General features: G+C 68.7%; 22 protein-coding genes, 2 tRNA genes and 1 pseudogene. 9 read left to right on the top strand and 16 right to left on the bottom strand.

Going from position 1 to position 24,731, the window contains the following annotated elements; genetic code table 11:
* Positions 1 to 83 precede the first annotated feature (83 nt).
* Entirely contained in the window at positions 84 to 1,034 is a 951-nt protein-coding gene (locus NI2_RS04345) for a diacylglycerol kinase family protein (RefSeq protein WP_067486220.1), read from the bottom strand.
* Positions 1,031 to 2,659, bottom strand: coding sequence for an FAD-binding oxidoreductase (locus NI2_RS04340; protein WP_133734016.1), 1,629 nt, complete (start codon positions 2,657 to 2,659; stop codon positions 1,031 to 1,033). The genes NI2_RS04345 and NI2_RS04340 overlap by 4 nt, the downstream gene beginning before the upstream one ends.
* Before the next feature lie 178 nt (positions 2,660 to 2,837).
* Between NI2_RS04340 and NI2_RS04335 the strand changes: the two genes are divergently transcribed.
* The gene (locus NI2_RS04335) at positions 2,838 to 3,446 is read left to right on the top strand and encodes a TetR/AcrR family transcriptional regulator (protein ID WP_371851939.1); all 609 of its coding nucleotides are present in this window, start codon (positions 2,838 to 2,840) and stop codon (positions 3,444 to 3,446) included.
* Between the two features lie 18 nt (positions 3,447 to 3,464).
* Complete coding sequence (locus tag NI2_RS04330) at positions 3,465 to 5,024, top strand: glycerol-3-phosphate dehydrogenase/oxidase (RefSeq protein WP_067486986.1); 1,560 nt, start codon at positions 3,465 to 3,467, stop codon at positions 5,022 to 5,024.
* Between the two features lie 401 nt (positions 5,025 to 5,425).
* Here NI2_RS04330 and NI2_RS04325 read toward each other — a convergent pair whose 3' ends face one another.
* A complete protein-coding gene (locus NI2_RS04325; protein ID WP_084475892.1) occupies positions 5,426 to 6,061 on the bottom strand; it encodes a GNAT family N-acetyltransferase in 636 nt (211 codons plus the stop codon).
* Complete coding sequence (locus NI2_RS04320; RefSeq protein WP_067486218.1) at positions 6,058 to 6,699, bottom strand: TetR/AcrR family transcriptional regulator; 642 nt, start codon at positions 6,697 to 6,699, stop codon at positions 6,058 to 6,060. The genes NI2_RS04325 and NI2_RS04320 overlap by 4 nt, the downstream gene beginning before the upstream one ends.
* A 116-nt stretch (positions 6,700 to 6,815) precedes the next feature.
* Between NI2_RS04320 and NI2_RS04315 the strand changes: the two genes are divergently transcribed.
* Entirely contained in the window at positions 6,816 to 8,012 is a 1,197-nt protein-coding gene (locus tag NI2_RS04315) for an FHA domain-containing protein (RefSeq protein ID WP_067486216.1), read from the top strand.
* A 69-nt stretch (positions 8,013 to 8,081) separates the two neighbouring features.
* Here the strand turns inward: NI2_RS04315 and mihF are convergent, their stop codons facing one another.
* On the bottom strand, positions 8,082 to 8,396 hold the full coding sequence (gene mihF, locus NI2_RS04310; RefSeq protein ID WP_019045768.1) for an integration host factor, actinobacterial type: 315 nt from the start codon (positions 8,394 to 8,396) through the stop codon (positions 8,082 to 8,084).
* A 475-nt stretch (positions 8,397 to 8,871) separates the two neighbouring features.
* Between mihF and NI2_RS04305 the strand changes: the two genes are divergently transcribed.
* Positions 8,872 to 9,681: a hypothetical protein gene (locus tag NI2_RS04305; RefSeq protein WP_067486980.1), complete on the top strand. Its 810-nt coding sequence runs from the start codon at positions 8,872 to 8,874 to the stop codon at positions 9,679 to 9,681.
* A gap of 77 nt (positions 9,682 to 9,758) precedes the next feature.
* Here the strand turns inward: NI2_RS04305 and clpX are convergent, their stop codons facing one another.
* The 5 genes from clpX to NI2_RS04280 form a co-directional block, all read right to left on the bottom strand.
* Positions 9,759 to 11,039, bottom strand: a complete 1,281-nt coding sequence (clpX, locus tag NI2_RS04300) for an ATP-dependent Clp protease ATP-binding subunit ClpX (RefSeq protein ID WP_067486214.1) — start codon at positions 11,037 to 11,039, stop codon at positions 9,759 to 9,761.
* A gap of 212 nt (positions 11,040 to 11,251) precedes the next feature.
* The gene (locus NI2_RS04295; protein ID WP_067486212.1) at positions 11,252 to 11,917 is read right to left on the bottom strand and encodes an ATP-dependent Clp protease proteolytic subunit; all 666 of its coding nucleotides are present in this window, start codon (positions 11,915 to 11,917) and stop codon (positions 11,252 to 11,254) included.
* A gap of 45 nt (positions 11,918 to 11,962) precedes the next feature.
* Entirely contained in the window at positions 11,963 to 12,538 is a 576-nt protein-coding gene (locus NI2_RS04290) for an ATP-dependent Clp protease proteolytic subunit (protein WP_067486977.1), read from the bottom strand.
* 164 nt (positions 12,539 to 12,702) lie between these two features.
* Entirely contained in the window at positions 12,703 to 14,067 is a 1,365-nt protein-coding gene (gene tig, locus NI2_RS04285; RefSeq protein ID WP_067486974.1) for a trigger factor, read from the bottom strand.
* Between the two features lie 142 nt (positions 14,068 to 14,209).
* On the bottom strand, positions 14,210 to 14,731 hold the full coding sequence (locus NI2_RS04280) for an FKBP-type peptidyl-prolyl cis-trans isomerase (RefSeq protein ID WP_067486210.1): 522 nt from the start codon (positions 14,729 to 14,731) through the stop codon (positions 14,210 to 14,212).
* 162 nt (positions 14,732 to 14,893) lie between these two features.
* Between NI2_RS04280 and NI2_RS04275 the strand changes: the two genes are divergently transcribed.
* From NI2_RS04275 to NI2_RS04265, 3 genes and pseudogenes are all read left to right on the top strand, one after another.
* Positions 14,894 to 17,371 (top strand): phosphoketolase family protein, encoded by a 2,478-nt coding sequence (locus tag NI2_RS04275; protein ID WP_084475891.1) that lies wholly within the window; start codon positions 14,894 to 14,896, stop codon positions 17,369 to 17,371.
* 78 nt (positions 17,372 to 17,449) lie between these two features.
* Positions 17,450 to 18,187: pseudogene (locus NI2_RS04270) on the top strand (metallophosphoesterase); the annotation flags it as partial.
* Positions 18,188 to 18,266: 79 nt separating this feature from the next.
* Positions 18,267 to 18,626 carry a hypothetical protein gene (locus NI2_RS04265; protein WP_133734014.1) on the top strand — a complete coding sequence of 120 codons (360 nt, stop codon included), beginning with the start codon at positions 18,267 to 18,269 and terminating at the stop codon, positions 18,624 to 18,626.
* Positions 18,627 to 18,629: 3 nt separating this feature from the next.
* Here the strand turns inward: NI2_RS04265 and fabG are convergent, their stop codons facing one another.
* The 3 genes from fabG to NI2_RS04250 form a co-directional block, all read right to left on the bottom strand.
* The gene (gene fabG, locus NI2_RS04260; protein ID WP_067486204.1) at positions 18,630 to 19,388 is read right to left on the bottom strand and encodes a 3-oxoacyl-ACP reductase FabG; all 759 of its coding nucleotides are present in this window, start codon (positions 19,386 to 19,388) and stop codon (positions 18,630 to 18,632) included.
* A 33-nt stretch (positions 19,389 to 19,421) separates the two neighbouring features.
* Positions 19,422 to 19,498, bottom strand: a tRNA-Pro gene (locus tag NI2_RS04255).
* A 42-nt stretch (positions 19,499 to 19,540) separates the two neighbouring features.
* Positions 19,541 to 19,611 (bottom strand) — tRNA-Gly (locus NI2_RS04250).
* 649 nt (positions 19,612 to 20,260) lie between these two features.
* Here NI2_RS04250 and NI2_RS04245 point away from each other — a divergent pair.
* The gene (locus NI2_RS04245) at positions 20,261 to 21,217 is read left to right on the top strand and encodes a GGDEF domain-containing protein (protein WP_067486965.1); all 957 of its coding nucleotides are present in this window, start codon (positions 20,261 to 20,263) and stop codon (positions 21,215 to 21,217) included.
* A gap of 95 nt (positions 21,218 to 21,312) precedes the next feature.
* On the opposite strand, the gene NI2_RS04240 is transcribed toward NI2_RS04245, so the two are convergent.
* Positions 21,313 to 22,116 carry an Fpg/Nei family DNA glycosylase gene (locus tag NI2_RS04240; protein WP_067486202.1) on the bottom strand — a complete coding sequence of 268 codons (804 nt, stop codon included), beginning with the start codon at positions 22,114 to 22,116 and terminating at the stop codon, positions 21,313 to 21,315.
* A gap of 4 nt (positions 22,117 to 22,120) precedes the next feature.
* On the bottom strand, positions 22,121 to 22,594 hold the full coding sequence (locus tag NI2_RS04235) for a ribose-5-phosphate isomerase (RefSeq protein ID WP_067486200.1): 474 nt from the start codon (positions 22,592 to 22,594) through the stop codon (positions 22,121 to 22,123).
* Positions 22,595 to 22,630: 36 nt separating this feature from the next.
* On the opposite strand from NI2_RS04235, the gene NI2_RS04230 reads away from it, so the two are divergent.
* The gene (locus NI2_RS04230) at positions 22,631 to 23,866 is read left to right on the top strand and encodes a M48 family metallopeptidase (RefSeq protein ID WP_371851935.1); all 1,236 of its coding nucleotides are present in this window, start codon (positions 22,631 to 22,633) and stop codon (positions 23,864 to 23,866) included.
* A 96-nt stretch (positions 23,867 to 23,962) separates the two neighbouring features.
* Here NI2_RS04230 and NI2_RS04225 read toward each other — a convergent pair whose 3' ends face one another.
* Complete coding sequence (locus NI2_RS04225; protein ID WP_067486195.1) at positions 23,963 to 24,604, bottom strand: mycothiol-dependent nitroreductase Rv2466c family protein; 642 nt, start codon at positions 24,602 to 24,604, stop codon at positions 23,963 to 23,965.
* Between the last annotated feature and the right edge of the window lie 127 nt (positions 24,605 to 24,731).

Here is a 24,731-nt window from a genome sequence, read left to right as displayed (position 1 = left end):
GCATCGTCGACGGCACCGCACCGGGACCCGTCGTGCCTGATGGCGACACCGGTCACCGGGTGCCGACTCGCCAATCGTCCGGGTCAGGGCACCAGCACCGTCAGTGCACCCGGCATCGCCTGCACGGTGACGGGAAGGGTGCCCGCCGGTTCACCGTCGGCGGTGGCATACCCACCCGACGCCGTGACGGTGATGCGGCGGGCGCGGTACCGCTTGGTCGAGGGGTGATCGATGCGCTTGCCCGCCGACAGGGCGGGCAGCAGGCGCGCCATCTCCAGTCGCGAGACCGCACCGACCACTGTGATGTCGAGGTAGCCGTCGTCGGGCAGGGCGTCGGGGCACACCAGCATGCCGCCGCCGTAGGTGCGGGTGTTGCCGATGGGCGTCATCACGGCGTCGGTGTAGATCACCGCGTGCGCGTCGTCGGGGTTGTCGAGCGCGCCGGGCGCCAGACCCGACATCTCGATCTGGAACGGCAGCGTGTAGCCGCGCATGAGTTCGGCGGCGGCGGCGAAGGTGTAGCGCAGCGGTCCGCGCGGGCGGCTCATCGCGTTGGCGCGCAACGTGACTCGGGCGTCGAAACCGGCGCCGACGATGGTGGCGAACCAGGTGGGCGTGGCGCCGACGGATTCGATACGGCCCAGATCGATGGTCTTCGCGCGGCCGCGCAGCACGATCTCGGCAGCGGCGCGCGGGTCACCGGTGGGGATGCCGAGTTCGCGGGCGAGGTCGTTGCCCGTGCCGGCGGGAACCAGCCCGAGCGGCACGCCGGTGTGGGCGACGGCGGCGAGCAGCACGTTCATCAGACCGTCACCGCCCACGCAGACGACCGCGTCGGGCCGCCTGGCCGGGTCGGCGATCGCGGCGGCAACCTGCTCCACCGATTCCGCCGCGCTCGGCGCCCGCACCTGTGCGACCTCGACGCCACCGGCCAGGGCTACCGCCAGGACCGCCTCGGCGACACCGTCACCGCGACCGGCACCGGAGTGCGGGTTGGTGACGAGCAATAATCGCTGTACCGAATGCTGTTTCACGGCACCAGCTTTCCAGGATTCAGCACGCCTGCGGGGTCGAGTTCGTGTTTCACCGCCCGCAGCACCTGTACGCCCAGGTCACCGACCTCGGCGCCCATCCACGGACGGTGGTCGGCGCCGACGGCGTGATGGTGGGTGATGGTGGCACCGGCCGCCATGATGGCGTCGCCCGCGGCGGTCTTGGCGACGCGCCACTGCGCGATCGGATCCTCGAGCTGCTTGGCGACGACGGTGAAGTACAGCGACGCACCGGTCGGGTAGGTGTGCGAGATGTGACACATCACCAGCGCGGGGGTGCCCTGGGCGGTGAGCGAATCCGTGAGCGCGGCAGTCACTTTCGCCTTCAGATTCGCGAGGTTCGACCAGCTGGTCGCTGTTTCCAGCGTCTCGCACAGCACCCCGACATCGAGCAGGGCGTCACGCAGATAGGGCGCGGCGAAACGGCCGTGCTCCCACTGTTCGGCCGGGGCGGTCCCGAGCGCGGTTCCGCCGGCGGCGCTGAGCAGTTCGCTCGCTTCGGCGCTGCGGGCCGCGACATGGGCGGCGGTGCCCTCGAAGGTCGTCACCGCTAGGCAGCCGGAGACGGGCGCGCCGCCGATATCGCTCGAGCGGGCCAGGTTCAGGCCGGTCTCGGCCTCGTCGGACAGGCGAAGCACCGTCGGCGCCGCACCCGTCTGCACGACGGTGCGCAGGGCGGCCGCGCCGGTGGCGAAGTCGGGGAATGACCAGGCCTGGTAGGCAGTGGTTTCGGGGATCGGGTGCACCCGCACGGTGACCGAGGTGATCACACCGAGCGTCCCCTCGGACCCGACGAACAGTTCGCGCAGGTCGGGCCCGGCCGCCGAGGCGGGCGCGCGGCCGAGATCGAGGGTGCCCTGCGGGGTGGCGACCACCAGTCGCTGGACCATGTCGTCGAAACGGCCGTAGCCCGCCGACGCCTGCCCCGACGACCTGGTCGCGGCGAACCCGCCGATGGTGGCGAATTCGAAACTCTGCGGGAAATGCCCGAGCGAAAGACCCTGCCCGGCAAGCAGTTTCTCCGCCTGCGGGCCGGTGAGCCCGGCACCGAGGGTGGCGGTGCCACTCACCGGGTCCACGTCGGTGAGGGTGTCGAGCCTGCGCAGGTCGAGCGCGATCACGGTGGGGAACCGGCCGCGCACCGGGTCGACGCCGCCGACCACACTGGTGCCGCCACCGAAGGGCACCACCGCGATGCCGTGCGCGGAGCAGTACCGCAGTACGGCCAGCACCGCGTCGTGGTCGGCGGGCGCGACGATCGCGTCGGGCGCGTCCTGCGGGCGGGTGTCGCGGCGGCGCAGCAGGTCGGGGGTGCTCTTGCCGCCCGCGTGCCGCAGCCGGTCGATGTCGTCGGTGCTGACGTGCTCGGCGCCGACCAGGGCGGCGAGGTCCGCGCGGGTGGTGGCGGTGAGCGTGCTCGCGACCAGCGGCACGTCGCCCTCGTCGCGTCGTGCCGCCGGCTCACCCGAGATCCCGAAGACCTGGGTGAGCAGGCCGCGGATCTGCGCCGACAGGGGTTGATGTCCGGCGGGCACACCCCAGGCGTCCCACACCATACTCGGCCGTTCGGCCGTCGATCCGGACATTTCGCTGTTCAACTCGACCATGCGTTACATCCTGACATATAGTGTCAAGCAGTAACTACACGAGATCTCCTCGAGTCGGCCTCTACCCAGTTGTCGGATGTCACTGCCGCGAATTCGCGGCGACGAACCCACCGGCGCGCTCGATACCCTTGGGCGTTCCGGCCAGACCACGGCGCTCACCACGGCGCCGTCGAACACCATGGGGGTGTACAGGATGATCGACCTCGCGGCTCGAGCCGACCAGCGGCTTTCGCCTACCGATATGGCGATTCTCGATGCCACGCGGGCCTGCGTCGTCGATTTCGGGGTGCGCCGCACCACGCTCACCGAAGTGGCACGCCGCGCCGGCGTGAGCAGGCCGACGGTGTACCGGCGGTGGCCGGACACCGGCTCGCTGATCGCGGAACTGCTGGTGCGCGAGCTGCGCACCATCGTCGCCGAGACCATGCCCGACACCGGCCTCGGCCTCGATCGGCTGGTGCGCGGCATCGTGGCGGGTGCGGCGGCGGTGCGGGCCAACGCGGTGTTCGCCAAGATTTTCCGCACCGACACCGACCTCATGCTCACCTACGTGTTCGGCAGGCTCGGGCGCAATCAGCGCACGCTCATCGAACTGTTCGCCACCGCGATCCGGATCGGCCAGGAAGACGGGTCGATCCGGGCGGGCGAGCCCGAGCAGCTGGCCGCCATGCTGCTGCTCATCGCCCAGTCGGCGGTGCAGTCGGCGGGCACGATGGCGCCGTTGCTCGAGGGCGCGCAGTTCGACACCGAGCTGGCGAGGGCGATCGAGGGTTACCTGCTTCCCTGAACCCCGACAAGGATTGTGATGACTGCTGATTCACCCACCGCGCTCGACGCGGCTCGCCGCACCGCCGACCTCGCCGCGCTCGGCGACCACCCGGAGGTGGATGTGGTGGTGATCGGCGCGGGTGTCACCGGTGCCGGTGCCGCGCTCGACGCCGCCGCGCGCGGCCTGCGCACCCTGCTGGTGGAACGCAACGACTTCGCCTTCGGCACGAGCCGCTGGAGTTCCAAGCTCGTGCACGGCGGATTGCGCTACCTGGCGAGCGGGCGGGTCGGCATCGCCCACGAGAGCGCGGTCGAACGCGGCATCCTGCTGCGCACCACGGCACCCCATCTGGTGCGCCCGCTCCCCCAGCTCGTTCCGCTGCTGCCCGGTATGGGTGCGGCTCAGAGTTCGCTGATCCGCGCTGGTTTCGTTGCCGGTGACGCGCTGCGGGTGGCCGCGCGTACCCGGGCCGCGATCCTGCCGCGATCGCGAAAGGTCGCCGCCGCGGAGGCATTGCGGCTGGCGCCTACCGTGCGCCGTGACGGCCTGCGGGGCGGGTTGCAGGCGTGGGACGGGCAGCTCGTCGACGACGCCCGCCTCGTCGTCGCCCTGGCTCGCACGGCGGCCGGACAGGGCGCGACCGTGCTCACCCGCATGGAAGCCGTTGCGGCCGATGGCAATTCGGTGCGACTACGCGATACGCGGACCGGTGAGACCCTCGACGTGCGCGCCCGCGCCGTCGTCAACGCGACCGGCGTGTGGGCAGGCGAGGTCGACAGCAGCATCGAACTGCGCCCGAGCCGCGGCACCCACCTGGTGTTCGATGCCGCCGCCTTCGGTGGGCTCAGTGCGGCACTCACCGTGCCCGTGCCCGGCAGCATCAGCCGCTTCGTGTTCGCCCTGCCCGCCGCCCACGGCCGCGTCTACCTCGGCCTCACCGACGAGGACGCCCCCGGCCCGATCCCCGACGAACCCCAGCCCACCGAAGCCGAGGTCGACTTCTTGCTCGACACCATCAACACCGCGCTGCGAGAACCGCTGACGCGCGAGGACATCCGCGGTCGCTTCGCCGGGCTGCGGCCCCTGCTGAAGACCGCCGACGACAGCACCGCCGACATCTCCCGCGAGCACGCCGTGCTCACCGCACCCGACGGGCTCATCACCGTCGTCGGCGGCAAGCTCACCACCTACCGGCGCATGGCGCAGGACGCCGTCGACGCCGCGATCGCGCACGCGGGTCTGTCGGCCGCGCCCAGCCGCACCACCCGGCTCCCCCTGGTCGGCGCGGTGTCCGGCGCGGCCCGCGACCGCATCGACGCTCCTCCGGTCCTGATCGAGCGCTACGGGTACGAAGCGGGCGCCATCGTCTCGGCTTGGCTGGCCGACCCGGCCCTCGCCGAACCCGTCGCCCCCGGAATCGACGTCACCGCCGCCGAATTCGACTTCGCCATCACCCATGAGGGCGCCGAAACGGTCGACGATCTCCTCGACCGCCGCACCCGCATCGGCCTGGTTCCCACCGACCGCGCCGCCGCGACCCCTGCCGCCGAAGCCGCCCTCGCTCGCAACGCCGCGATCATCGGACGTCGCTCGTAAGCCGCCCGACTCCGGAAGCGGCCTTCGACCGCGTAGCCCGGCACAAAGCGGCCACAGGCAGCCGGCCGCCTCGGGGCCGCAGGTGCTGCGTGGCCAATTCGGCTCGGCGTGCGAACGCTGATCCGCAAACCGCGCCGGGCACCTGCACTTCGGAGACTCGGCCCCGCGCGGGGTAAGCCTTCGGATGAGTCGCAGTCGGCCGTAGGGACACGTCGGCACCCCAGCGCGGCCTGTGCCTCCGACCGCTACACCGACTCGAGGAGCCAGGGCCGGCGCAGGGCCACGCATTGCGAATAGGGCGCAGGACAGTCGCACACCCGCCGCCTCGACGCAGCGGCGGCGGACGGGTGGCGACTGGTGATGCGGGCCGGCACCACCGACTCGGACCCCCCAACGACGGGTCAGTCGTAGACCCAGCCCCTCAGATCGACGCGCATGCACGCGCGCGGCCATTCGTCGAGGCCGTTGGCGGATTCCTCGGCACGGACAGCGCGCAGGCCAGGTGGTTCGTCGTCGACGGGGATGTAGGTGAAGCCGAGCCGCTCGTAGTAGGGACCGTTCCAGGGGACCTCGGTGAAGGTGGTGAGGGTGAGCTCGTGCAGGCCCTGGGATTTCGCCCAGGTGACGGCGTTGTCGATCAGGCTCTTGCCGATCCGCAGACCGGCGAAGGCGGGGTCGACCGACACCTGGTCGATGTGCGGTTGCCCGTCGACGATGCCGAGCAGCAGGTAACCGATCGGTTCGTCCTGCGCATCGGGCCATACCCAGGCGCGTTCGCCGACGAGGAACTCGCGCAGCAGTTCCGCCGACGGCGGCTCGTCCTCGGCGACGGCGACCATGCCGATCTCGGCGAACGGCGCACCGGCGCGACGTTCGATCTCCTGCAGCGTGGCGATATCGCGTTCACGGGCCGGCCGGATCGGTCCGCCCGGCCGGACAAGCTCGCCGCCCCGGGTCGGATCACGGCGTTGAACGGGGCCGCCCGGTGCGATGGGGTAGCTGGTAGCCAGCGCGGGTACGTGCTCGAGGCCGGTCATCGCACCTCCACGGGGGTGGCGAGGATGCCGTTGAGCAGCGCGTTCAATGCCCACCGGGTGCGGGCGGCGGCGTCGCCCGCCAGGTGCTCGCGGGCGGCGGTGATGTTCGGGTAGCTCCGGGCGGGCAGGCCGGCGAGACGCCGCGACACGGTCGTGTCGTCGTAGACGGCCCGCTCGGCGGCCGCGGCGGTGATGTGCGGGTACAGCAGGTCGACGGCCCAGGCGGCCCTGGCCGGGTCGAGCCCGCCCTCGCGCAGCAGGCCGAGCAACTGCTCGACCAGCCCGAGCGCGCGACCGGTGGACCGGGCGAACGCGACGAGCGCGAGACCTTCGTGGCGGCCGAGCGCGTCGACGGCCGAGGTGACGAGGGCTTCGAGGCGCTCGCGCCAGTCGCCGTGGGTGGGTGTCGGTACGGCGGCCAGGACGTGGTCTAGCATGCCCGTCATCAGGTCGTCGCGATTGGCGACGTAGACGTAGAGCGAGGCGGCACCGGTATCGAGTTCCTGCGCCACCCGGCGCATGGTGAGCGCGGCCGATCCCTCGGAGTCGAGGATGCGCAATCCGGTCTCGATGACGATGTCACGACTCAGTGGAGCTTTCGCCGGTCTGGCCCGGCGACTGACGGGTGCGGCATTCATGGCGGGTAATCCTACTCGCCACCCGAACGTCGTTTGCGACGAACAATGTTCGCGAGACCGTCCGGTCAGTTTGCGAAGCCTGCGACAACCCGCTTCCGAGCCCGCCGTGTCCCTCTATGCTGGCAGTGACCCCGTCCGACAAGGAGGCGTTGATGCGCGCGCATTCGTCCACCGTGGCAATCGTGCCCGGTACCGGAATCGTCGCTCGGTTCGGCGATGTCGTGGTCTATCTGGCCGGCGAGACACCGTCGACCGACCGGTTACTCGGTGCGGTCGAGACCGTCGCGCTCAACACCACAGCCTCGGCACCCGGTGCGGCACTCGCCCAGCGGCTGGCCGGGGTGGTGTTCGGCGGCGCGTCGGCGCCACCGCCGTTCGGTGTCCTCGCCCCCACCGCCGACGGGATCCTGATCTTGTTGCGCGGCACCGTGATCGCGGAGGTCTCCGGCGCCGAGGGCAACCGCCGCCTGGCCGGGGACCGCGCCTTCACCTGGGTCGACGAGATCATTCGCGAACCGGTCCGCCGCATCGCGATCGGCGCCGAGATGGCCGACCCGACCAGCGCCAATCCGCGAACGGACCTGCGCGCGGGCATCGTCAACGGCAACGGTTTCGTGCTCAATCTGGGCCGTCGTCGCGGTCCCGCACCGCGCCGGGTGGAGGCGATCGACGAACCACCACCCACCGAGGCCACCGGTTTCCAGGCGGTGCGCCCGCGCAGCGAGGCCGAGCCCGCCGCGGCTCAGCCGTCGACCAGTGGTTTCGCCGTGGCCGACGAACCGGTGACGAGCATTCCGGACGGTGAGACCGTGAGTGTGGGTGGTCGGCCCGATTCCGGCGAGGGCGCCACCGTGAGCACCGGTCCGCGCAATTCCCCCGCCGCACACGCACCGCTGGCGTGGTCGCAGGCGATCGACGCCGCCAAGCGTGCCGAGCCGGTGGGGCTGCGTAAAAGCCAAGAGCACCTGGGCAATTCGACCAGTCCGCGGGGCGCCTTGGTCACCGAGGACGGTCTGAGCTATCCCCTCGACCGGCCATATGTATTGGGCCGCAACCCCTCTGGCGACAATTCTGTTCGCCAGTCCGCTGCCACGCCGATCCTGATCGAACGCGATCGGCTGGTCTCGCGGGTTCATGCCTTCGTCGATCCCGACCGGGGCAAGGTGTTCGTCCGCGAAGCGCCCGCCACCTCCGGCACCTATTTCGCCGCCCCCGACAGCGACCGGTGGTCGCGGGTCGGCACCCTCCCGATCGAGCTGCAGCCGGGCTGGCGCCTGCGTATCAATGATTTCCTGCTGACCTACTGCGTCTGAGCTCCGCGAGCCCGAGACCATCCCGACGCCCGTGCGTGGTGCACCACGGGCGCCGGATCACGATCCGGCTCAGGCCTCGAGGGCGTCGAGCAGTGCCGCGCGCTGGCGTGCACCGAGACCACCGATACGACGATCCTCGGGGATCTCGGCCTGATCCATCAGCTTGGCCGCCTTCACCGGGCCAACGCCCGGCAGCGCCTTGATCACGGCCGCGACCTTGGTCTTCTTGACCAGGTCGTCGCTGTCGGCCTTCTTGAGCAGATCGGCGACGGTGACCTTGCCCTCCTTCACCTTGCCGATCAGTTCCGAGCGCGCCTTGCGCACGGCAGCCGCTTTGGCCAACGCCTCGGTGCGCTGTTCGGCGGTCATCGTAGGCAGTGCCATGTCTCCTCCGCTTCCACTCGTCACTCGAACATCTGATTGACGGACCGAGTAAACAGCACGAAATCAGCAGCATCAGTCCGACACACCGCGAGGATACGCCGATGAGTTTTGCGAGGTGAGCCCGTCTTAATGGGTGAACGCCCTGCAAGGCGGACGAAAAGGACGAAACGAAAGTTTCCGAACACCAGGTAACACGCTGATGACCGGCAGCGACATCATCAGCAGAAGCACCGAACGGGACAAAGGTTCAACGGCGAACCACGGAGGATCAACGAAGCTCCTCGGCAACCGGGCGCGAACGATGCGAATCGTTCGTCACCGTGTCCACGACGGCCGCTGAAACAGCTACACAGTTGTGCGCCAGAAGTTTCCGGCATCCGCATGTTCGATCGACCCGGACCTCGGATGTGCCTCGGGCGCCTCGATGCGCAACAATGACGCGACCAGGCGAACCCTTTTGCACACTGGAGTTGCGATGCGCGAGGAACACCCGCTCGATGACGAAGTCCTCGCGTTGCCCGTCCGGGTGGAACGTGCCCGGCAACGCATCACCTATCAATCCGACCCGGCCCTGACCGACGCGCTCTCGGAAGACGAACTGCGCGCCGAACGCGAGCTGGCCGAGAAGATCCGCACCTACGAGCGCGATCAGCGCTGGAAGCAGATCAAAGCCGCCTCGACGCACGCCGACCGCCTGCGCGAGACGACCGCCGAGCTCGAACGCGCCGAGATGGCCGACCTCATGCTCGCCCGCAAGGCCATCGCCGCTCAGCGCCGCGAATCCAACCCGCGCGCCCGGCTGGCCTCCCTCTACCAGCACCGAACCTGGTCGTTGCGCGCGCTCGCCGGCGTGGTGATCGCGGGCATGCTGTGGTCGGCGGTGAACGTGCAGCACAACATCGCCCCCGGCGGCCCGAGCGACCCGCTGTTCTGGGCGAGTTTCGGCCTCGAGGCGATGATCAGCGTCTGCCTGGTCATCATCATGATCGGCACCACCCGGGTCTCGGAGTGGGGCGTGATGGGCAACCGCACCCAGGTGTTCGTCGCCGAGGGTTTCCTGCTCGCCCTCACCATCGCCCTCAACACCTACCCGCATCTGAGCGCGGGCAACTGGTACGACGCCGCTGTGCACGCGGTGGCTCCGGTGATGATCGGTGTTGCCCTGCTCATCCACAATGCCGCCAGCGCGCGCTACAGCACCGCCATCGCCCGCGCCTCGGCCGAGATCCCCGCCGAGGACGACGAAGACATCGTGTCGGCGGCGCCGTCGTTCCGCGACAACTGAGCGACCGCGACAACTCAGCACACAGCACAGCGCCCGCCGGATCGGATCCGGCGGGCGCTGTGGTGTTCGGGGTCGGTCTAGGCCGACTTGTCGCGACGCTCCGTGCGCTGGGCCTTGCGCGGCACGATGGTCGGCAGGACATTCTCGGTGACGGTGTCGGCGTTCACGACCACCTTGGCGACGTCGTCGCGGCCCGGGATGTCGTACATCACCGGCAGCAGGACTTCCTCCATGATCGCCCGCAGACCACGCGCACCGGTGCCGCGCAGGATGGCCTGATCGGCGACCGCCTCGAGGGCGTCGGGGGTGAACTCGAGGTCAACACCGTCCATCTCGAACAAGCGAACGTACTGCTTGACCAGCGCGTTCTTCGGCTCCGAGAGAATCTTGACCAGCGATTCCTTGTCCAGGTTCGTCACCGAGGCGACGATCGGCAGACGGCCGATGAACTCGGGGATCAGACCGAACTTGATCAGGTCCTCGGGCATCACGTCGGCGAAGTGGTCGTCGGTGTCGACCTCGGCCTTGGAGCGCACCTCGGCGCCGAAACCGATACCGCGGTGACCGGTGCGGTCGGAGATGATCTTCTCCAGGCCCGCGAACGCGCCCGCCACGATGAACAGCACGTTGGTGGTGTCGATCTGGATGAACTCCTGATGCGGGTGCTTGCGTCCGCCCTGGGGCGGCACACTCGCCTGCGTACCCTCCAGGATCTTCAGCAGCGCCTGCTGCACACCCTCACCGGAGACATCGCGGGTGATCGACGGGTTCTCGCTCTTGCGGGCGATCTTGTCGACCTCGTCGATGTAGATGATGCCGGTCTCGGCGCGCTTCACGTCGTAGTCGGCGGCCTGGATGAGCTTGAGCAGGATGTTCTCGACGTCCTCACCGACGTAACCGGCTTCGGTGAGCGCGGTGGCGTCGGCGATGGCGAACGGCACGTTCAGCATCTTGGCCAGCGTCTGCGCGAGGTAGGTCTTGCCGCAACCGGTGGGGCCGAGCATCAGGATGTTCGACTTCATCAGCTCGACGGCCTCACCCCGGCTGTCGCGACCCTTGTCGCCCGCCTGGATGCGCTTGTAGTGGTTGTAGACCGCGACGGCGAGGGTCCGCTTGGCGGTGTCCTGGCCGATCACGTAGTTCTCGAGGAAATCACGGATCTCCGAGGGCTTGGGCAGCTCGTCGAGCTTGACCTCGCTCGACTCGGCCAGCTCTTCCTCGATGATCTCGTTGCAGAGATCGATGCACTCGTCGCAGATATAGACCCCAGGGCCCGCAATGAGCTTCTTGACCTGCTTCTGGCTCTTTCCGCAGAACGAGCACTTGAGCAGATCGCCGCCGTCTCCGATGCGCGCCATCTCGTAGGTCCCTACTTCCTATGTCCGAGTGCGACCCTCGTCCTCCGATTGGGCCGGAATACGTTTCGGTGCCGACAATCAGAGCAATGGTCCCTGAGTCGACCGTACCTGCTGTGCGCGAGCCAGGTCGACAACTCGCGCATGTTCGATGTGTTGGGTTGTAGCAGAAAACCGGGTCCGCCGCCGGGTAGCAGGCGACGGACCCGGGCGTGTCACTTCTGTCCGCTGAGCTTGCGGTAGTCGAAGACCTGGTCGACGATGCCGTATTCCTTGGCTTCCTCGGCGGTCAGGATCTTGTCACGGTCGGTGTCCTTGCGGACCTGCTCCTCGGACTTGCCGGTGTGCCGCGAAATCGTGACCTCCATGAGACGGCGCATCCGCTCGATCTCGGCGGCGGCGATCTCGAGGTCGGACACCTGACCCTGCACGCCGCCGGAGGACGGCTGGTGGATCAGGATGCGCGCGTTGGGCAGCGCGGCACGCTTGCCGGGCGCACCGGCGGCCAGCAGCACCGCGGCGGCCGAGGCGGCCTGACCCAGGCACACCGTCACCACGTCGGGACGCACGTACTGCATGGTGTCGTAGATCGCCATCAGCGCGGTGAACGAGCCACCGGGCGAGTTGATGTACATGGTGATGTCGCGATCGGGATCCTGCGACTCCAGCACGAGCAGCTGGGCCATGATGTCGTTGGCCGAGACATCGTCGACCTGGTTGCCCAGGAAGATGATGCGCTCCTCGAACAGCTTGTTGTACGGGTCGGAGGTCTTGACGCCGAACGAAGTCTGCTCGGTGAACTGCGGCAGGATGTAGCGCGACTGCGGGTTGGCGGCGGCAGCGCCACCCAAGCCTGCGCGCGGGTCGATCAGATTGGCCATGGTTGTCTCCAGGGTCGAGTCGAGTGTGTCGGTGCGCGGCGTGGCTTACTTCGTCTGGTTCGCGTGGCTGACCACGTGGTCGATGAAGCCGTACTCGAGAGCTTCCTTCGCCGTGAACCAGCGGTCGCGGTCCGCGTCCTCGGTCACCTGTTCGACCGACTTGCCGGTGTGCAGCGCCTGCAGCTCGTTGAGCTCGCGCTTGGTGTGCGCGAACTGCTCGGCCATGATGGCGATGTCGGCGGCCGAACCACCGATACCGGCCGACGGCTGGTGCATCATGATCCGGGTGTGCGGCAGCGCGAAACGCTTGCCCTTGGTTCCCGCGGTGAGCAGGAACTGACCCATCGACGCGGCCAGGCCCATCGCGACGGTCCTGATGTCACACTCGGCGAACTGCATCGTGTCGTAGATCGCCATGCCCGCGGTGACCGAACCACCAGGGGAGTTGATGTAGAGGGAGATGTCCTTGGTCGAGTCCTCGGCCGAGAGCAGCAGGATCTGCGCGCAGATCTTGTTGGCGATCTCGTCGTCGACCTGGGTGCCAAGGAAGATGATGCGCTCGCGCAGCAGCCGCTCGTACACGGAATCACTGAGGTTGAGACCAGCAGTAGCGGCTGTCATGACCCCTGCCTGGTTGATTGTCACGGATACCTGCCTTCTCTTCTCACCGATTGCAAACGGCCTACGGTTCGTCGTCGTCTCAAACACTAACGAAACAGGGCGGCACCGAACTCCCGGTACCGCCCTTCTTCGCTCACAGCGCAATCAAATCACGCCGGGAAAACTTACTCAGCAGCGGCTTCGCCCTGCTCGGTCTCGGCGGAATCCGCAGGGTCACCGAACATTTCGGTGGTGTCGACCTCGTTGCCGTCGGTGTCGGTGACCTTGACCTGACCGACAACTCCGGCCAGCGCCTTGCCGCGGCGCACGTCGGCGAACACCGCACCCAGCTGACCGGCCTGCTGCACCTGCTGGATGAACTGCTCCGGCGACATGCCGTAGCGCTGGGCCTGGAACAGGATGCGCTCGGTGAGCTCCTGCTGGCCCACCTGGGTGCCCTCGGCCTCGGCGATGGCATCCAGCAGCAGCTGGGTCTTCACCGACTTCTCGGCGGCTTCCTGAGTGTCCTTGTCGAACTCCTCGCGGGAGGAACCCTGCGCCTCGAGCGCCTCGGCCAGCTTGGCCTCGTCGTGGTCGAAGCCGTGCACGGCGTCGTGCAGCACCGCGTCGACCTCGGCCTTGACGACGGCCTCGGGCAGCGGCACCTCGACGGTCTCGAGCAGGGTGTCGAGCACCTTGTCGCGGATCTGACCGGCCTGCTCGATCTTCTTGGTGCGCTCGACGCGGCCCTTCAGGTCTTCCTTGAGCTCGTCGATGGTGTCGAATTCGCTGGCCAGCTGGGCGAATTCGTCGTCGGCCTCGGGCAGCTCGCGCTCCTTGACCGACTGCACGGTCACGGTGATCACGGCTTCCTTACCGGCGTGCTCGCCGGCGACCAGGGTGGAGGTGAACTCGGCGGACTCGCCGGCCTTCAGGCCGATGACGGCCTCGTCGAGGCCCTCGATGAGCTGACCCGAACCGACCTCGTGCGACAGGCCGGTGGTGGCGGCCTCGGGCACGTCCTCGCCGTCGACGGTGGCCGACAGGTCGATCGAGACGAAGTCGCCGTCCTGCACGGCCCGCTCGACACCGGTCAGGGTGCCGAAGCGCTGACGCAGCGAGGTGAGCTGCTGCTCGATGTCCTCGTCGCCGATGGTGAAGGAATCGACGGTGACCTCGATGCCCGAGTAGTCCGGCAGGGCGATCTCCGGGCGCACGTCGACCTCGGCGGTGAAGGCCAGCTCGTCGCCGTCCTCGATCTTGGTGATCTCGATCTCGGGCTGGCCGATGACCTTCACCTCGCCGGCCTGCACGGCCTCGGCGTACTTGTTCGGCAGCGCGTCGTTGACGACCTGCTCGAGCACGGCGCCACGGCCGACGCGGGTCTCGATCAGCTTGGCCGGGGCCTTGCCGGGACGGAAGCCGGGGATCTTCACCTGCTGGGCCAGCGCCTTGTACGCCTTGTCGAAGTCGGGCTTCAGCTCCTCGAAGGGCACCTCGACGTTGATCCGGACCCGGGTCGGGCTCAGCTGCTCGACGGTGCTCTTCACGGACATGCTCCTTGGTTCGTAGTTCATGGTGGTGGCCCCCGCATGGGGCGTCGCGCCCTGAGTCGGTGCGGACGCACGCATCCCGACCAGGGTAGTTGACCGCACGCGCGGTCGTGCAATCGGCGGTTGGTTGCGGTGGCGGCTAGCTGCCGACCTGCACCGCGTCGGTGACGAAGACCAGTGTCTCGTTGGGCGCGACGCCGTTGCCGCCTTCGCCGTAGCCGAGATCCGGCGGCACGATGAGCAGCCTGCGCGCACCCTGCTGCACACCGAGCAGGCCCTTGTCCCAGCCTTCGATGACCTGGCCCGCGCCGAGCGTCAGGTCGAAGGGCGCACCGCGCTTGAACGAGCTGTCGAGGGTCTGCTTGTCCGACCAGGTGACCAGCGCGTAGTTCATGGTGAGCGGCTGCATGGCCACCGCGCCGGGTCCGGTGCCGGGCACCAGGTCCTTGACGAGCAGCGACTTGGGCGGGGTGCAGTCGTCGGGAATGGTGATCTCCGGCGGGTCACCGAAGCCGCCCGCCACCTTGATGTCCTCGGCGATGCATTCGCGCGTCGGTGCCGCCTTGGATTCGGCCGATCCGCTGTCGGACCCGCATGCCGCGCTGACGAGGGCGACGAGGGCGACCAGTCCGGTCCCGATGATCCTGGGGAGAAAAGCCATGGCCCGCACAGTAGTGGAGCGCGGGTCCGGCGGTGCGAACCGGCACGACCGGTAGGCTCGGCACTGCGTTTCTCCACCGGCGCCGCCGGGTGTCCTCCGGCGCGCCGACCAGTCCGGCGGCGGGCGACGCCGCAGCCCAGGCGAGTACGAGGAGAGTCAGCGATGACCCGGCTCAGCAATAGCGAGGGCGATACCGCCGCCGACAACATCGGTGGCGGAGGCGAGGGCGAATCAATTGCGCCCCAACCCTATTCGCTCACCGAAACTCCTGGCCCGCTGACCAGCGACGAACTGGTCGCCGTCGACACGTGGTGGCGGGCCGCGAACTATCTCGCGGTCGGACAGATCTACCTGATGCGCAACCCGTTGCTGCGCGAGCCGCTGCGTTCCACCGACATCAAGCCGCGCCTGCTCGGCCATTTCGGCACGGTGCCCGGCCTGAATCTGGTGTGGGCGCACGCGAATCGGGTGATTCGCGCACGCGACCTGAACGCCGTCTTCGTCGCGGGCCCCGGCCACGGCGGGCCCGGTCCGAACGCCTGCGCCTGGCTCGAGGGCGCCTACGCCGAGCTCTACCGCGACATCCCCCGCGACGCCGACGGTATGCGCCGACTGTTCCATCAGTTCTCGTTTCCCGGCGGCGTCCCGAGCCATTGCGCCCCCGAGACCCCCGGCTCCTTCCACGAGGGCGGTGAGCTCGGATATTCGCTGCTGCACGCCTACGGCGCCGCGCTGGACAACCCCGATCTCACGGTGTTCTGCGTGATCGGCGACGGCGAGGCCGAGACCGGTCCGCTGGCGGGCAGCTGGCACGCGAACAAATTCCTCAACGCGGCCCGCGACGGCGCGGTGGTGCCGATCCTGGCACTCAACGAGTACAAGATCGCCAATCCGACCATCCTCGCGCGCATTCCCCGTGATGAGCTCATCGAACTGCTGCGCGGCTACGGCTACGAACCGCTGATCGTGTCGGGCAACGATCCGTCGCGGGTGCATCAGGAGATGGCCGCCGCCATGGACGCCTGCCTCGACCGGATCGCCGGGTTCCAGCGGGCCGCGCGCGAGGACGGTGACACCACCCGTCCGCGTTGGCCGATGATCGTGCTGCACACGCCGAAGGGCTGGACCTGTCCCCCGGTGGTCGACGGCGAGCGGGTCGAGGGCACCTTCCGCGCCCACCAGGTCCCGTTGCCCGCGGCGCGCACCGACCCGGAACACCGGCGAGTGCTCGAGGAATGGTTGCGGTCGTATCGGCCCGAGGAACTGTTCGACGAAGCGGGCAGGCCGGTGCCCGCCCTGCTCGACCGGATTCCCGATCGGCCGATGAGCCTCAATCCCGTGGCCAACGGCGGGCTGTTGGTCCGCGATCTCGACCTGCCCGACTGGCGTGACTACGGCGTGCCGGTGGAGCAGCCGGGGGCTAGCAGACACGAACCGACCAGGGTGCTCGGCGGCTGGCTGCGTGACGTCACCGCCCGCAATCCGCACAACTTCCTGACCTTCGCCCCCGACGAACTCGCCAGCAACCGGTTGCAGGACATCCTCGAGGTGACCGGCCGCGACTGGCAGGCCGAGGTCGGGCGCTGGGATGTGGCGCTGTCACCGACCGGGCGCGCGGTCGAAGTGCTGTCCGAACACATGTGCCAGGGGTTGCTCGAGGGCTATCTGCTCACCGGCCGCCACGGCGTGTTCACCTGCTACGAGGCGTTCATCCACATCGTCGACGCCATGTTCAACCAGCACGCCAAGTGGCTCGACGCCAGCCTCGCCGTGCCGTGGCGACGCCGCATCCCGAGCCTGAACTACCTGCTGAGTTCGCACGTGTGGCGCCAGGACCACAACGGCTTCACCCATCAGGACCCGGGCTTCCTCGATGTGGTGGTGAACAAGAGCCCCGAGATCGTCCGGGTGTACCTGCCGCCCGATGCCAACACCCTGCTGTCCACCTACGACCACTGCCTGCGTTCGCTGCACTACGCGAACGTGGTGGTCGCGGGCAAACAGCCCGGGCCGGATTGGCTTTCGGCGCCGGAAGCCGCTGTGCACTGCGCCCGCGGTGTCGGCATCTGGGAGTGGGCCGGGCACAACGACGACCAAGGCACCACCCCGGATGTGGTGCTTGCCTGCGCGGGTGACGTCCCCACGCTGGAAACGCTGGCCGCCGCCGCGATCCTGCGCGACCGCCTGCCCGACCTGCGGGTACGCGTCGTCAATGTCGTGGACCTGATGCGACTGCTGCCGGCCGAGGAGCACCCGCACGGCCTGTCCGACGCCCACTTCGACACCCTGTTCACCACCGACCGGCCGGTGATCTTCGCCTTCCACGGCTACCCGTGGCTGGTGCACCGGCTCACCTACCGCAGGCGCAATCACGCGGGCCTGCACGTGCGCGGATACAAGGAGAAGGGCACGACGACCACCCCGTTCGACATGGTGATGCTCAACGACCTCGACCGCTTCCACCTCGTGCTCGACGTGATCGACCGGGTGCCCGGCCTCCGCACGCGGGCAGCGGGTCTGCGCCAGGAGATGGTCGACGCCCGGCTCGCGGCGCGCAGCTGGACCAGGGAGCACGGCGAGGACATTCCGGCCGTCGCGAACTGGACCTGGCCGGACCCCTCGATCCCCACTGTGACGTAACGCGGTTGCGGCACGGGTCGCGGCTGGCCGACGATGGAGGCGATGACCGAGCAACGCCGTATCGACATACTCCCGCGTGACCGCCGCGACCTCCGCGGTCCCTTCGACGTGATCGGGGATGTGCACGGCTGCCGCGCCGAGCTCGAGGCACTGCTCGGGAAGCTGGGTTACGTCGTCGAGCGCGACGACAAGGGCAGGCCGGTCGCGGCCGCGCATCCCGAGCGTCGCACGGCGGTGTTCGTCGGTGATCTCGTCGACCGTGGCCCCGACACGCCCGGTGTGCTGCGGCTGGTGATGGGCATGGTCGCGGCCCGTACGGCGCTGTGCGTGGCGGGCAATCACGACTACAAACTGGTGCGCGCCCTCGACGGCCGCAATGTGCGCATCGCGCACGGGCTGGAGCATTCCCTGGCCCAGCTGGCCGACGAGGACGACGAATTCCGCGCCGCCGCACAGGCTTTCCTACGCGAGTTGCCCGGCCACTACCTGCTCGACCGGGGCAGGCTGGTCGTCGCCCACGCGGGACTACCGGAAAGCCTGCACGGCAGCACATCCGGGCGGGCTCGCTCGTTCGCGCTCTACGGTGCGCCCACCGGTGAGGTGGACGTGCACGGTCTGCCGATCCGCTACGACTGGGCGCAGGACTATCGGGGAGCGCCGGTGGTCGTCTACGGGCACACACCCGTCACGGCGTTGCAGTGGGTCAACAACACGCTGTGCCTGGACACCGGCGTGGTGTTCGGCGGCACGCTGTCGGCTCTGCGCTACCCCGAGCTGGACACCCCGTCGGTGCCCGCCGAACAGGTCTGGTGTGAACGAGCGGGTATCACACCGGTGCCCGAATAGCGCCTACCATCAGCAGCGGACGACCCGACTCATCGACGAGGAGAGGTTCATGCGCCGTAGTTTGCTCGCACTGTCCGTTCTGGCTCCACTGATGATCGCCGGTGTGGCGAGCGCCGATCCGGCGCCGCCGGGAACCGGGACACTCACCGTTCGCGCGATCACCGGTTCCGAACCGATGCCGGTCAACCGGGCCGATATCGAGGTCCGCGCCTGCGGCGCCGACGACGTCGTCACCACGCTGGTGAGCGGCGCCGACGGCAGCGCGAGCGTCGCGCTGCCGGACGGCTGCTACGAGGCGCGGGTGGCGACGGTGCCGGGCGGCTGCGGCCTCGCCGACACCGAACCGGTGCGGCTCACGGTCACCGCAGGCACCGAGACACGTGCGGACTTCCGTTTCCGCTGCGCGTGAGCGTCAGTCCTTGGGACCGCCTGCCACATAGATGACCTGACCGGACACGAAGCCCGCGCCTTCGCTCACCAGGAACGAGGCGGTGTGGGCGATGTCGTCGGGCGTACCCACCCGGTTCACCGGAATCTGTGCCGCCGCAGCCTGTTTGAAGGCCTCGAAGTCGACGCCGACGCGGGCTGCGGTGGCCGCGGTCATCTCGGTCTCGATGAAACCGGGGGCGATCGCGTTGGCGGTGACACCGAATTTGCCGAGCTCGAACGCGAGGGTCTTGGTGAAGCCCTGCATGCCCGCTTTGGCGGCGGAGTAGTTGGCCTGGCCACGGTTGCCGAGCGCCGAGGTGCTCGACAGGTTGACCACGCGCCCGAACTTCGCCTCCACCATGTACTTCTGCACGGCGCGCGTCATCAGGAAGGCGCCGCGCAGGTGCACGTTCATGACGATGTCCCAGTCCTGCACCGACATCTTGAACAGCAGGTTGTCGCGCAGCACGCCCGCGTTGTTCACCAGCACGGTCGGCGCGCCCAGTTCGCCGGCGATCCGTTCGACGGCTGCGGCGACGGCGTCTTCGTCGGACACATCGGCACCGACGGCCAGCGCGGTTCCCCCGGCGGCTTCGATGGCCGACACAGTGTCGGCGCAGGCGGCTTCGTCGAGGTCGAGAACGGCGACGGCGTGACCGTCGGCGGCGAGCTTCTTCGCGACGGCGGCACCGATTCCGCGTGCGGCACCGGTGACGATCGCGACCCGTGAGGTAGTGGACATGCGCGCCACCCTATCGGGGCGCGTTCGTCGTGATGGTCGGGGTGACAGGATTTGAACCTGCGACCCTCCGCTCCCAAAGCGGATGCGCTACCAAGCTGCGCTACACCCCGATACCCCGGGGCGGTTCACGCCGTCGAGGGAAGTCATGTTTGAGCGGGTGACGGGAATCGAACCCGCACCATCAGCTTGGAAGGCTGAGGTTCTACCATTGAACTACACCCGCAGGCATACGACATCGATGGGATCGCCACGATGTCGTGTGCGCCACGACTGTACCGAATCCCGCGCGCCGAACGCCAATCCGGCCCCGCGAAACGTCTCGACGCTGCGGTGAGTCCCGCTCTTTCCACGCCCGATTAGGGCCCTTAGGCCCTATTGCGGGACCACGGGTACCGGACACGATGGTGGTTGCGTCTCAGGGGACCGACGCCTGCTCCACCCGGGGGAATATAAAGGAGAATTTTCCTCGAAAACCTGGCACGGGGGCGGCGGGTAGGCCACCATAAAAGAGCGCGCGGCGGCCCTACCGGTCGGCGCGACACCTTTGCCAGGAGGGACCATGGCGACAACACGCCCACCGCCCGAAATCGGGCAACACGCTGCACGTTTCGGTGTTTCCAAAGTTTTTTCGCGAAGTGTGTAACGCCCGGGCGGCTGTAGCGATGTCATAGCCGATCGCCATTCGCGAGAGACTGCAACGCGTTCCAGAACGCGGCTTTTGTGTCTCGAGTGGCTTGCTAGGATCCTTTTTGCCGGACGGGGGTATCTGGAAAGGGGGCGGTGAGCGTGTGCCGAACTCGGCGGACCCAACCGCGTAGCAGTGCGAACGATCGAGGTGGCAAGACCGTCGCCACCTTCCACCGGTGATGTCGATGTCCGCACACATCGAGCCACCGGTCGCCGCGATGGCCCGCGCCTGGGCTCGCGCGGTGTGTGCCGAACCGGGATCGTCCGTGGCACCGCATCAGCTGGAGCCTGTGCTCATCGAGATCGTCGAGCGCCTGCTGCACCTGGCGAGGACAGAACCGTTCCCGGTACCGCAGGCGCGCAAGCTCGGCGCACGGCTGGCCGAGGCGCCGTTCGAACGGACGAGAATGCTGGCCCATGCCACCCGCTGGTTGCTCGGCTTCCCCTCGGGGGTGCCGGGTTCCCTGGTGGCGACCCGCTGGCCACTGGTGGCCAGCCAGGCCATCGACAGCTACGCCCAGGCACTACAGGAGCGCGCACTGGCGCAACAGGAACAGAACATCTCGGCGAAGGTGTCGCTGCGCGTGCAGGAGATCGCCGCGCTGCAGCACCGCCTGCGCCACGAGGCCACCCACGACGCCCTGACCGACCTGGCGAACCGCACACTCCTGCAGGAACGGGTGCGCGCCTTCGCCGCCGACCCGACCCGTGGGGTCGGGGTGCTTGTGGTGGACCTGGACCGCTTCAAACAGATCAACGACGGCTACGGACATGCGATCGGTGACGAGGTGCTCGTCGAGCTGGCCAACCGGCTGCGCGAGGTGTGCCCGCCCGACACCGTGATCTGCCGGTACGGTGGCGACGAGTTCGTCGTGGCGGCCAATCCGCGCCGCGACACCCTGAGCGAGCTGGCGCACCGTGTGGTCGCCGCCCTGCGCGACCCGGTGTGGTCGAGCGCGGGCCCGGTGCCGGTGTCGGCCAGCGTGGGCACCGCGTTCTGCCCACCGGGAAAAACGTGCGATTTCACCGACCTGCTGCGTCGCGCCGACCGCGCGATGTATTCGGCGAAATCGGCGGGCGGGCGGCGTTTCGCCCTCGCCGAATCGGGCGACCCCGAACTGGGAACGGCGGTCGCCGGCTGAGTCCGGATCGCGAAGCCTGCACTTCGCGGCCCGGACTCGGTCGAACTTCTCTGCGCACCTCGGCCACGGTTTCGACCGTGGCCGAGGTGTTTTCGTCAGCGGGGCTGACAGACGTTGCACCAGAACAGGTTTCGGGCTTCCATCGTGCCGTGGGAGACGGGGGTGCCACAGACGCGGCACGGCTCTCCCTGGCGGCGATAGACGTAGGTGCGTGGGCGATCCTTGGCGTAGGACGGTGCGCCGGCGTCGTGTTCGGGGCGCACCACATGCATGCGGCCGGTTTCCACGCCGGTCGGCATGAGTTCGACGAGATCGGCCCACAGCGCGTCCCATTCGGCCGCGCTGATCGACGTCCCCGGCCGGAACGGTGAAATGCCGTGCCGAAACAGCACTTCGGCGCGGTAGACGTTGCCCACGCCGGCGATCACCGACTGGTCCATCAGGAGCGCCCCGATCGCCCTGCGGGAGCGACGGACTCGTTCCCCCGCACGCTCGTGGTCGGCGTCCGGGCGCAGCGGATCGGCCCCCAGGCGGGCGGTGAGCACCTCCACTTCCGGCGGGTGCAGCACCTCGCACGCGGTCGGCCCGCGCAGGTCGGTACCGAATCCCGTCGCGGCACCGACCATCCGCATCCGCACCTGCCCCACCGGCGCGGGCATCGGCAACTCGACTTCACTGAAGGTGCCGTACAACCCGAGATGCACATGCACCGTCAGCCCGGACGCATAGTGATGCAGCAGATGCTTCCCGTAGGCCTCGGCCCGCTCCAGCACCTGCCCGTCCACCAGCGCGGCTCCATCGGCGAATCGGCCTTGCGGGCTCGAAACCCGCACCGCCGCACCAGCAAACCGCTCCTGATGCAGCCGCGCAATGCGATGAAGGGTGTGGCCTTCAGGCACTCTCTCAGTAAGCGGGGACTGCGGGGGCCTCGCCGGACTTCTCGTAGTCGGCGAGGATGTCGATGCGGCGCTGGTGGCGGGGTTCTTCCGACCAGGGCTGGGCGATGAACGCGTCGACGATGGCGAGGGCTTCCTCGGTGGTGTGCATGCGGCCGCCGATGCCGATGAGCTGGGCGTTGTTGTGTTCGCGGGCCAGCTTGGCGGTCTCGACGCTCCAGGCGAGGGCGCAGCGGGCACCGGGGACCTTGTTGGCGGCGATCTGCTCGCCGTTGCCGCTGCCACCGAAGACCAGGCCGAGCGAGCCCGGGTCGGCGACGGTGCGCCGCGCCGCTTCGATGCAGAAGGCGGGGTAGTCGTCGAGAGCGTCGTATTCGAGGGCGCCGCAGTCGACGACCTCGTGTCCGGCCTCGAGCAGATGGGCCTTGACGTGATTCTTCAGTTCGAAACCGGCATGGTCGGCACCCAGGTAAACGCGCATGGCTGCGATTGTCGCAGGCGCGCTTAGAGTCGTTTCATGCACCCGCACGAACCGCATTCACCGCATTCGGCAGGTCCCCCACCGGAGCGTTCCGGCCAACCCGCCGACCGGCCGAGCGACGCCACCCCCGCCGACCAGCCCGCACCGCGGCCGGGCGAATATCCGCCGCCCCCGTGGCCGCAGGGGCAGCCGGGGTTCGCCGGGTCGTCGCCGTGGCAGCAGCCCAGCCCACCGACCGGCGCGTTTCCCGCGCCGCCCACGGGTGCGTATCCGTCTGCGCCGCAAGGCTTCTACCCGCCGGGCGGCCCGCCGGGGGCCACGCAGCCGATGCCGCGTGGACTGTCGCCGTTCGGGATGCCCGCGCGGCATCCGTGGGAGATCCCGCTGCTCGTGGTGGTCATCATGATCACCGGCGTGGCCTATCTGCTGGCGATCCTGATGTTGCTTGTGGAGCTGGTCGCCGAGCCCGTGGTCGACGCGCAGGGACAACCCGAGGCCCAGGGTTCGCTGCTGACCAGCCCGTACGTGCTGATTCTGTTGTTCGCGCCGGTGCTGCTGTGGGCCGGACGTGGCATGAATTTCGCGCGTATGCGGATCAACGGGGTGAAGATGTCACCCACCCAGTTCCCCGAGGGGTACCGGATGGTGCAGGAGGCGGCCGCGCGGTTCGGGATGTCGAAGGCGCCCGACGCGTACGTGATCCTCGGCAACGGCCAGATCAACGCCTTCGCCTCCGGCCACGGGTTCCGCCGGTTCGTCGTGGTCTACAGCGACCTGTTCGAGATCGGTGGCGCCGCACGCGAGCCCGACGCGCTCGCCTTCATCATCGGCCACGAGGTGGGCCATATCGCCGCTGGTCACGTGTCGTATTGGCGCCAGCTCGGCATGTTCGTCGCGCCGTACCTGCCGATTCTCGGGTCGTCGCTGATCCGCGCGCAGGAGTACACCGCCGACAATCACGGCTTCTGCAACCGCCACCAGGGCGCGGCCGGTGCCATGGCCACCCTCGCGGCGGGCAAGTACCTCAATACGGAGGTCGGTTTCGACGAGATGGCAGACCGGGCCGCCACCGAGAAGGGCGGCTTCGTCCTGCTGGTGAACGCCATGTCCAGCCACCCGGTCCTCACCTGGCGAATGTGGGCGCTGCGCGACCGCAGCAAACCGGGCCCCATGTTCTGGCACCCGAGCCCACCACACCCAGGAATGGTCCCACCCCCAGGCGGCTACCCCCTGCAAACAGCGCCCCCAACCCAGCCCCCGAAACCAGTCTGAGCCCTATCCGCAACCACCACGGGTTTTCGGCCGCCTCGGATCCGAGGGGCGAGACGTAACGGCGAAGCCGCAGTATCGCCCCTCGGATTCGAGGCGCTAATCAAACACAGGCTCTTCGGTGCGGGTGCGCTTGAGCTCGAAGAAGTGGGGGTAGGAGGCGAGGGCGACGACGCCGTCCCACACCCGTCCCGCGTCCTCGCCGCGCGGGATGCGCGAGAGCACCGGTCCGAAGAACGCGACCCCGTTGACGTGGATGGTCGGTGTGCCCACATCGGGTCCGACCTTGTCCATGCCCGCGTGGTGGCTCACCCGCAGCGCCTCGTCGTAGTCGGTGCTGTCGGCGGCCTCGGCGAGTTCGGCGGGGAGGTCGAGTTCGGCGAGGGCGTCGGCGATCACGGCGGTCAGGGTTTCCTGCGTGGTCGCGCCTTCGAACTCGGCCTTGCGGTCGTGGATGCGGGTGCCGAGGGCGGTGTAGAGCGGGGCCAGGATCTCCTCGCCGTGCTTCTGGGCGGCGGCGATGGCGACGCGCACCGGGCCCCAGCCCGCGGCCATCAGTTCGACGTACTGCGGCGGCAGGTCCCTGCCTTCGTTGAGCACGGCCAGGCTCATCACGTGGAAACGGACCTCGATATCGCGTACCTGCTGGACTTCCAGGATCCAGCGCGAGGTGATCCAGCACCACGGGCACAGCGGGTCGAACCAGAATTCGGCGAGATCCTTGGTGGCCTGATCGCTCACGGGTCTTCCTCTCGGTCAGCTGCGTGCGGACAGGGCGGCCCGCTGGTTGGTGCAACCGTGCCGGCGCCGGATTCGTTCCCCTCATCGCCGCCCGCGGCTAGGCTCGACGGCGAGGGAAACCGGAACG

This window comes from Nocardia ignorata NBRC 108230 (assembly GCF_001612905.1).
Lineage (GTDB): Bacteria > Actinomycetota > Actinomycetes > Mycobacteriales > Mycobacteriaceae > Nocardia > Nocardia ignorata.
Note: the sequence above shows the minus strand (reverse complement) of the source record. Positions and strands in the feature narration are given on the sequence as shown.

Bases quoted from the DNA above. Each gene is read 5' to 3' on its own strand.
- NI2_RS04295 (WP_067486212.1), bottom strand. From the start codon at position 11,917: ATGGCCAATCTGATCGACCCGCGCGCAGGCTTGGGTGGCGCTGCCGCC.
- NI2_RS04230 (WP_371851935.1), top strand. From the start codon at position 22,631: ATGCACCCGCACGAACCGCATTCACCGCATTCGGCAGGTCCCCCACCG.
- mihF (WP_019045768.1), bottom strand. From the start codon at position 8,396: ATGGCACTGCCTACGATGACCGCCGAACAGCGCACCGAGGCGTTGGCC.
- NI2_RS04325 (WP_084475892.1), bottom strand. From the start codon at position 6,061: ATGACCGGCCTCGAGCACGTACCCGCGCTGGCTACCAGCTACCCCATC.
- NI2_RS04330 (WP_067486986.1), top strand. From the start codon at position 3,465: ATGACTGCTGATTCACCCACCGCGCTCGACGCGGCTCGCCGCACCGCC.
- NI2_RS04265 (WP_133734014.1), top strand. From the start codon at position 18,267: ATGCGCCGTAGTTTGCTCGCACTGTCCGTTCTGGCTCCACTGATGATC.
- NI2_RS04315 (WP_067486216.1), top strand. From the start codon at position 6,816: ATGCTGGCAGTGACCCCGTCCGACAAGGAGGCGTTGATGCGCGCGCAT.
- fabG (WP_067486204.1), bottom strand. From the start codon at position 19,388: ATGTCCACTACCTCACGGGTCGCGATCGTCACCGGTGCCGCACGCGGA.
- NI2_RS04235 (WP_067486200.1), bottom strand. From the start codon at position 22,594: ATGCGCGTTTACCTGGGTGCCGACCATGCCGGTTTCGAACTGAAGAAT.
- clpX (WP_067486214.1), bottom strand. From the start codon at position 11,039: ATGGCGCGCATCGGAGACGGCGGCGATCTGCTCAAGTGCTCGTTCTGC.
- NI2_RS04280 (WP_067486210.1), bottom strand. From the start codon at position 14,731: ATGGCTTTTCTCCCCAGGATCATCGGGACCGGACTGGTCGCCCTCGTC.
- NI2_RS04290 (WP_067486977.1), bottom strand. From the start codon at position 12,538: ATGACAGCCGCTACTGCTGGTCTCAACCTCAGTGATTCCGTGTACGAG.
- NI2_RS04340 (WP_133734016.1), bottom strand. From the start codon at position 2,659: ATGGTCGAGTTGAACAGCGAAATGTCCGGATCGACGGCCGAACGGCCG.
- NI2_RS04320 (WP_067486218.1), bottom strand. From the start codon at position 6,699: ATGAATGCCGCACCCGTCAGTCGCCGGGCCAGACCGGCGAAAGCTCCA.
- NI2_RS04275 (WP_084475891.1), top strand. From the start codon at position 14,894: ATGACCCGGCTCAGCAATAGCGAGGGCGATACCGCCGCCGACAACATC.
- NI2_RS04245 (WP_067486965.1), top strand. From the start codon at position 20,261: ATGTCCGCACACATCGAGCCACCGGTCGCCGCGATGGCCCGCGCCTGG.
- NI2_RS04335 (WP_371851939.1), top strand. From the start codon at position 2,838: ATGGGGGTGTACAGGATGATCGACCTCGCGGCTCGAGCCGACCAGCGG.
- NI2_RS04305 (WP_067486980.1), top strand. From the start codon at position 8,872: ATGCGCGAGGAACACCCGCTCGATGACGAAGTCCTCGCGTTGCCCGTC.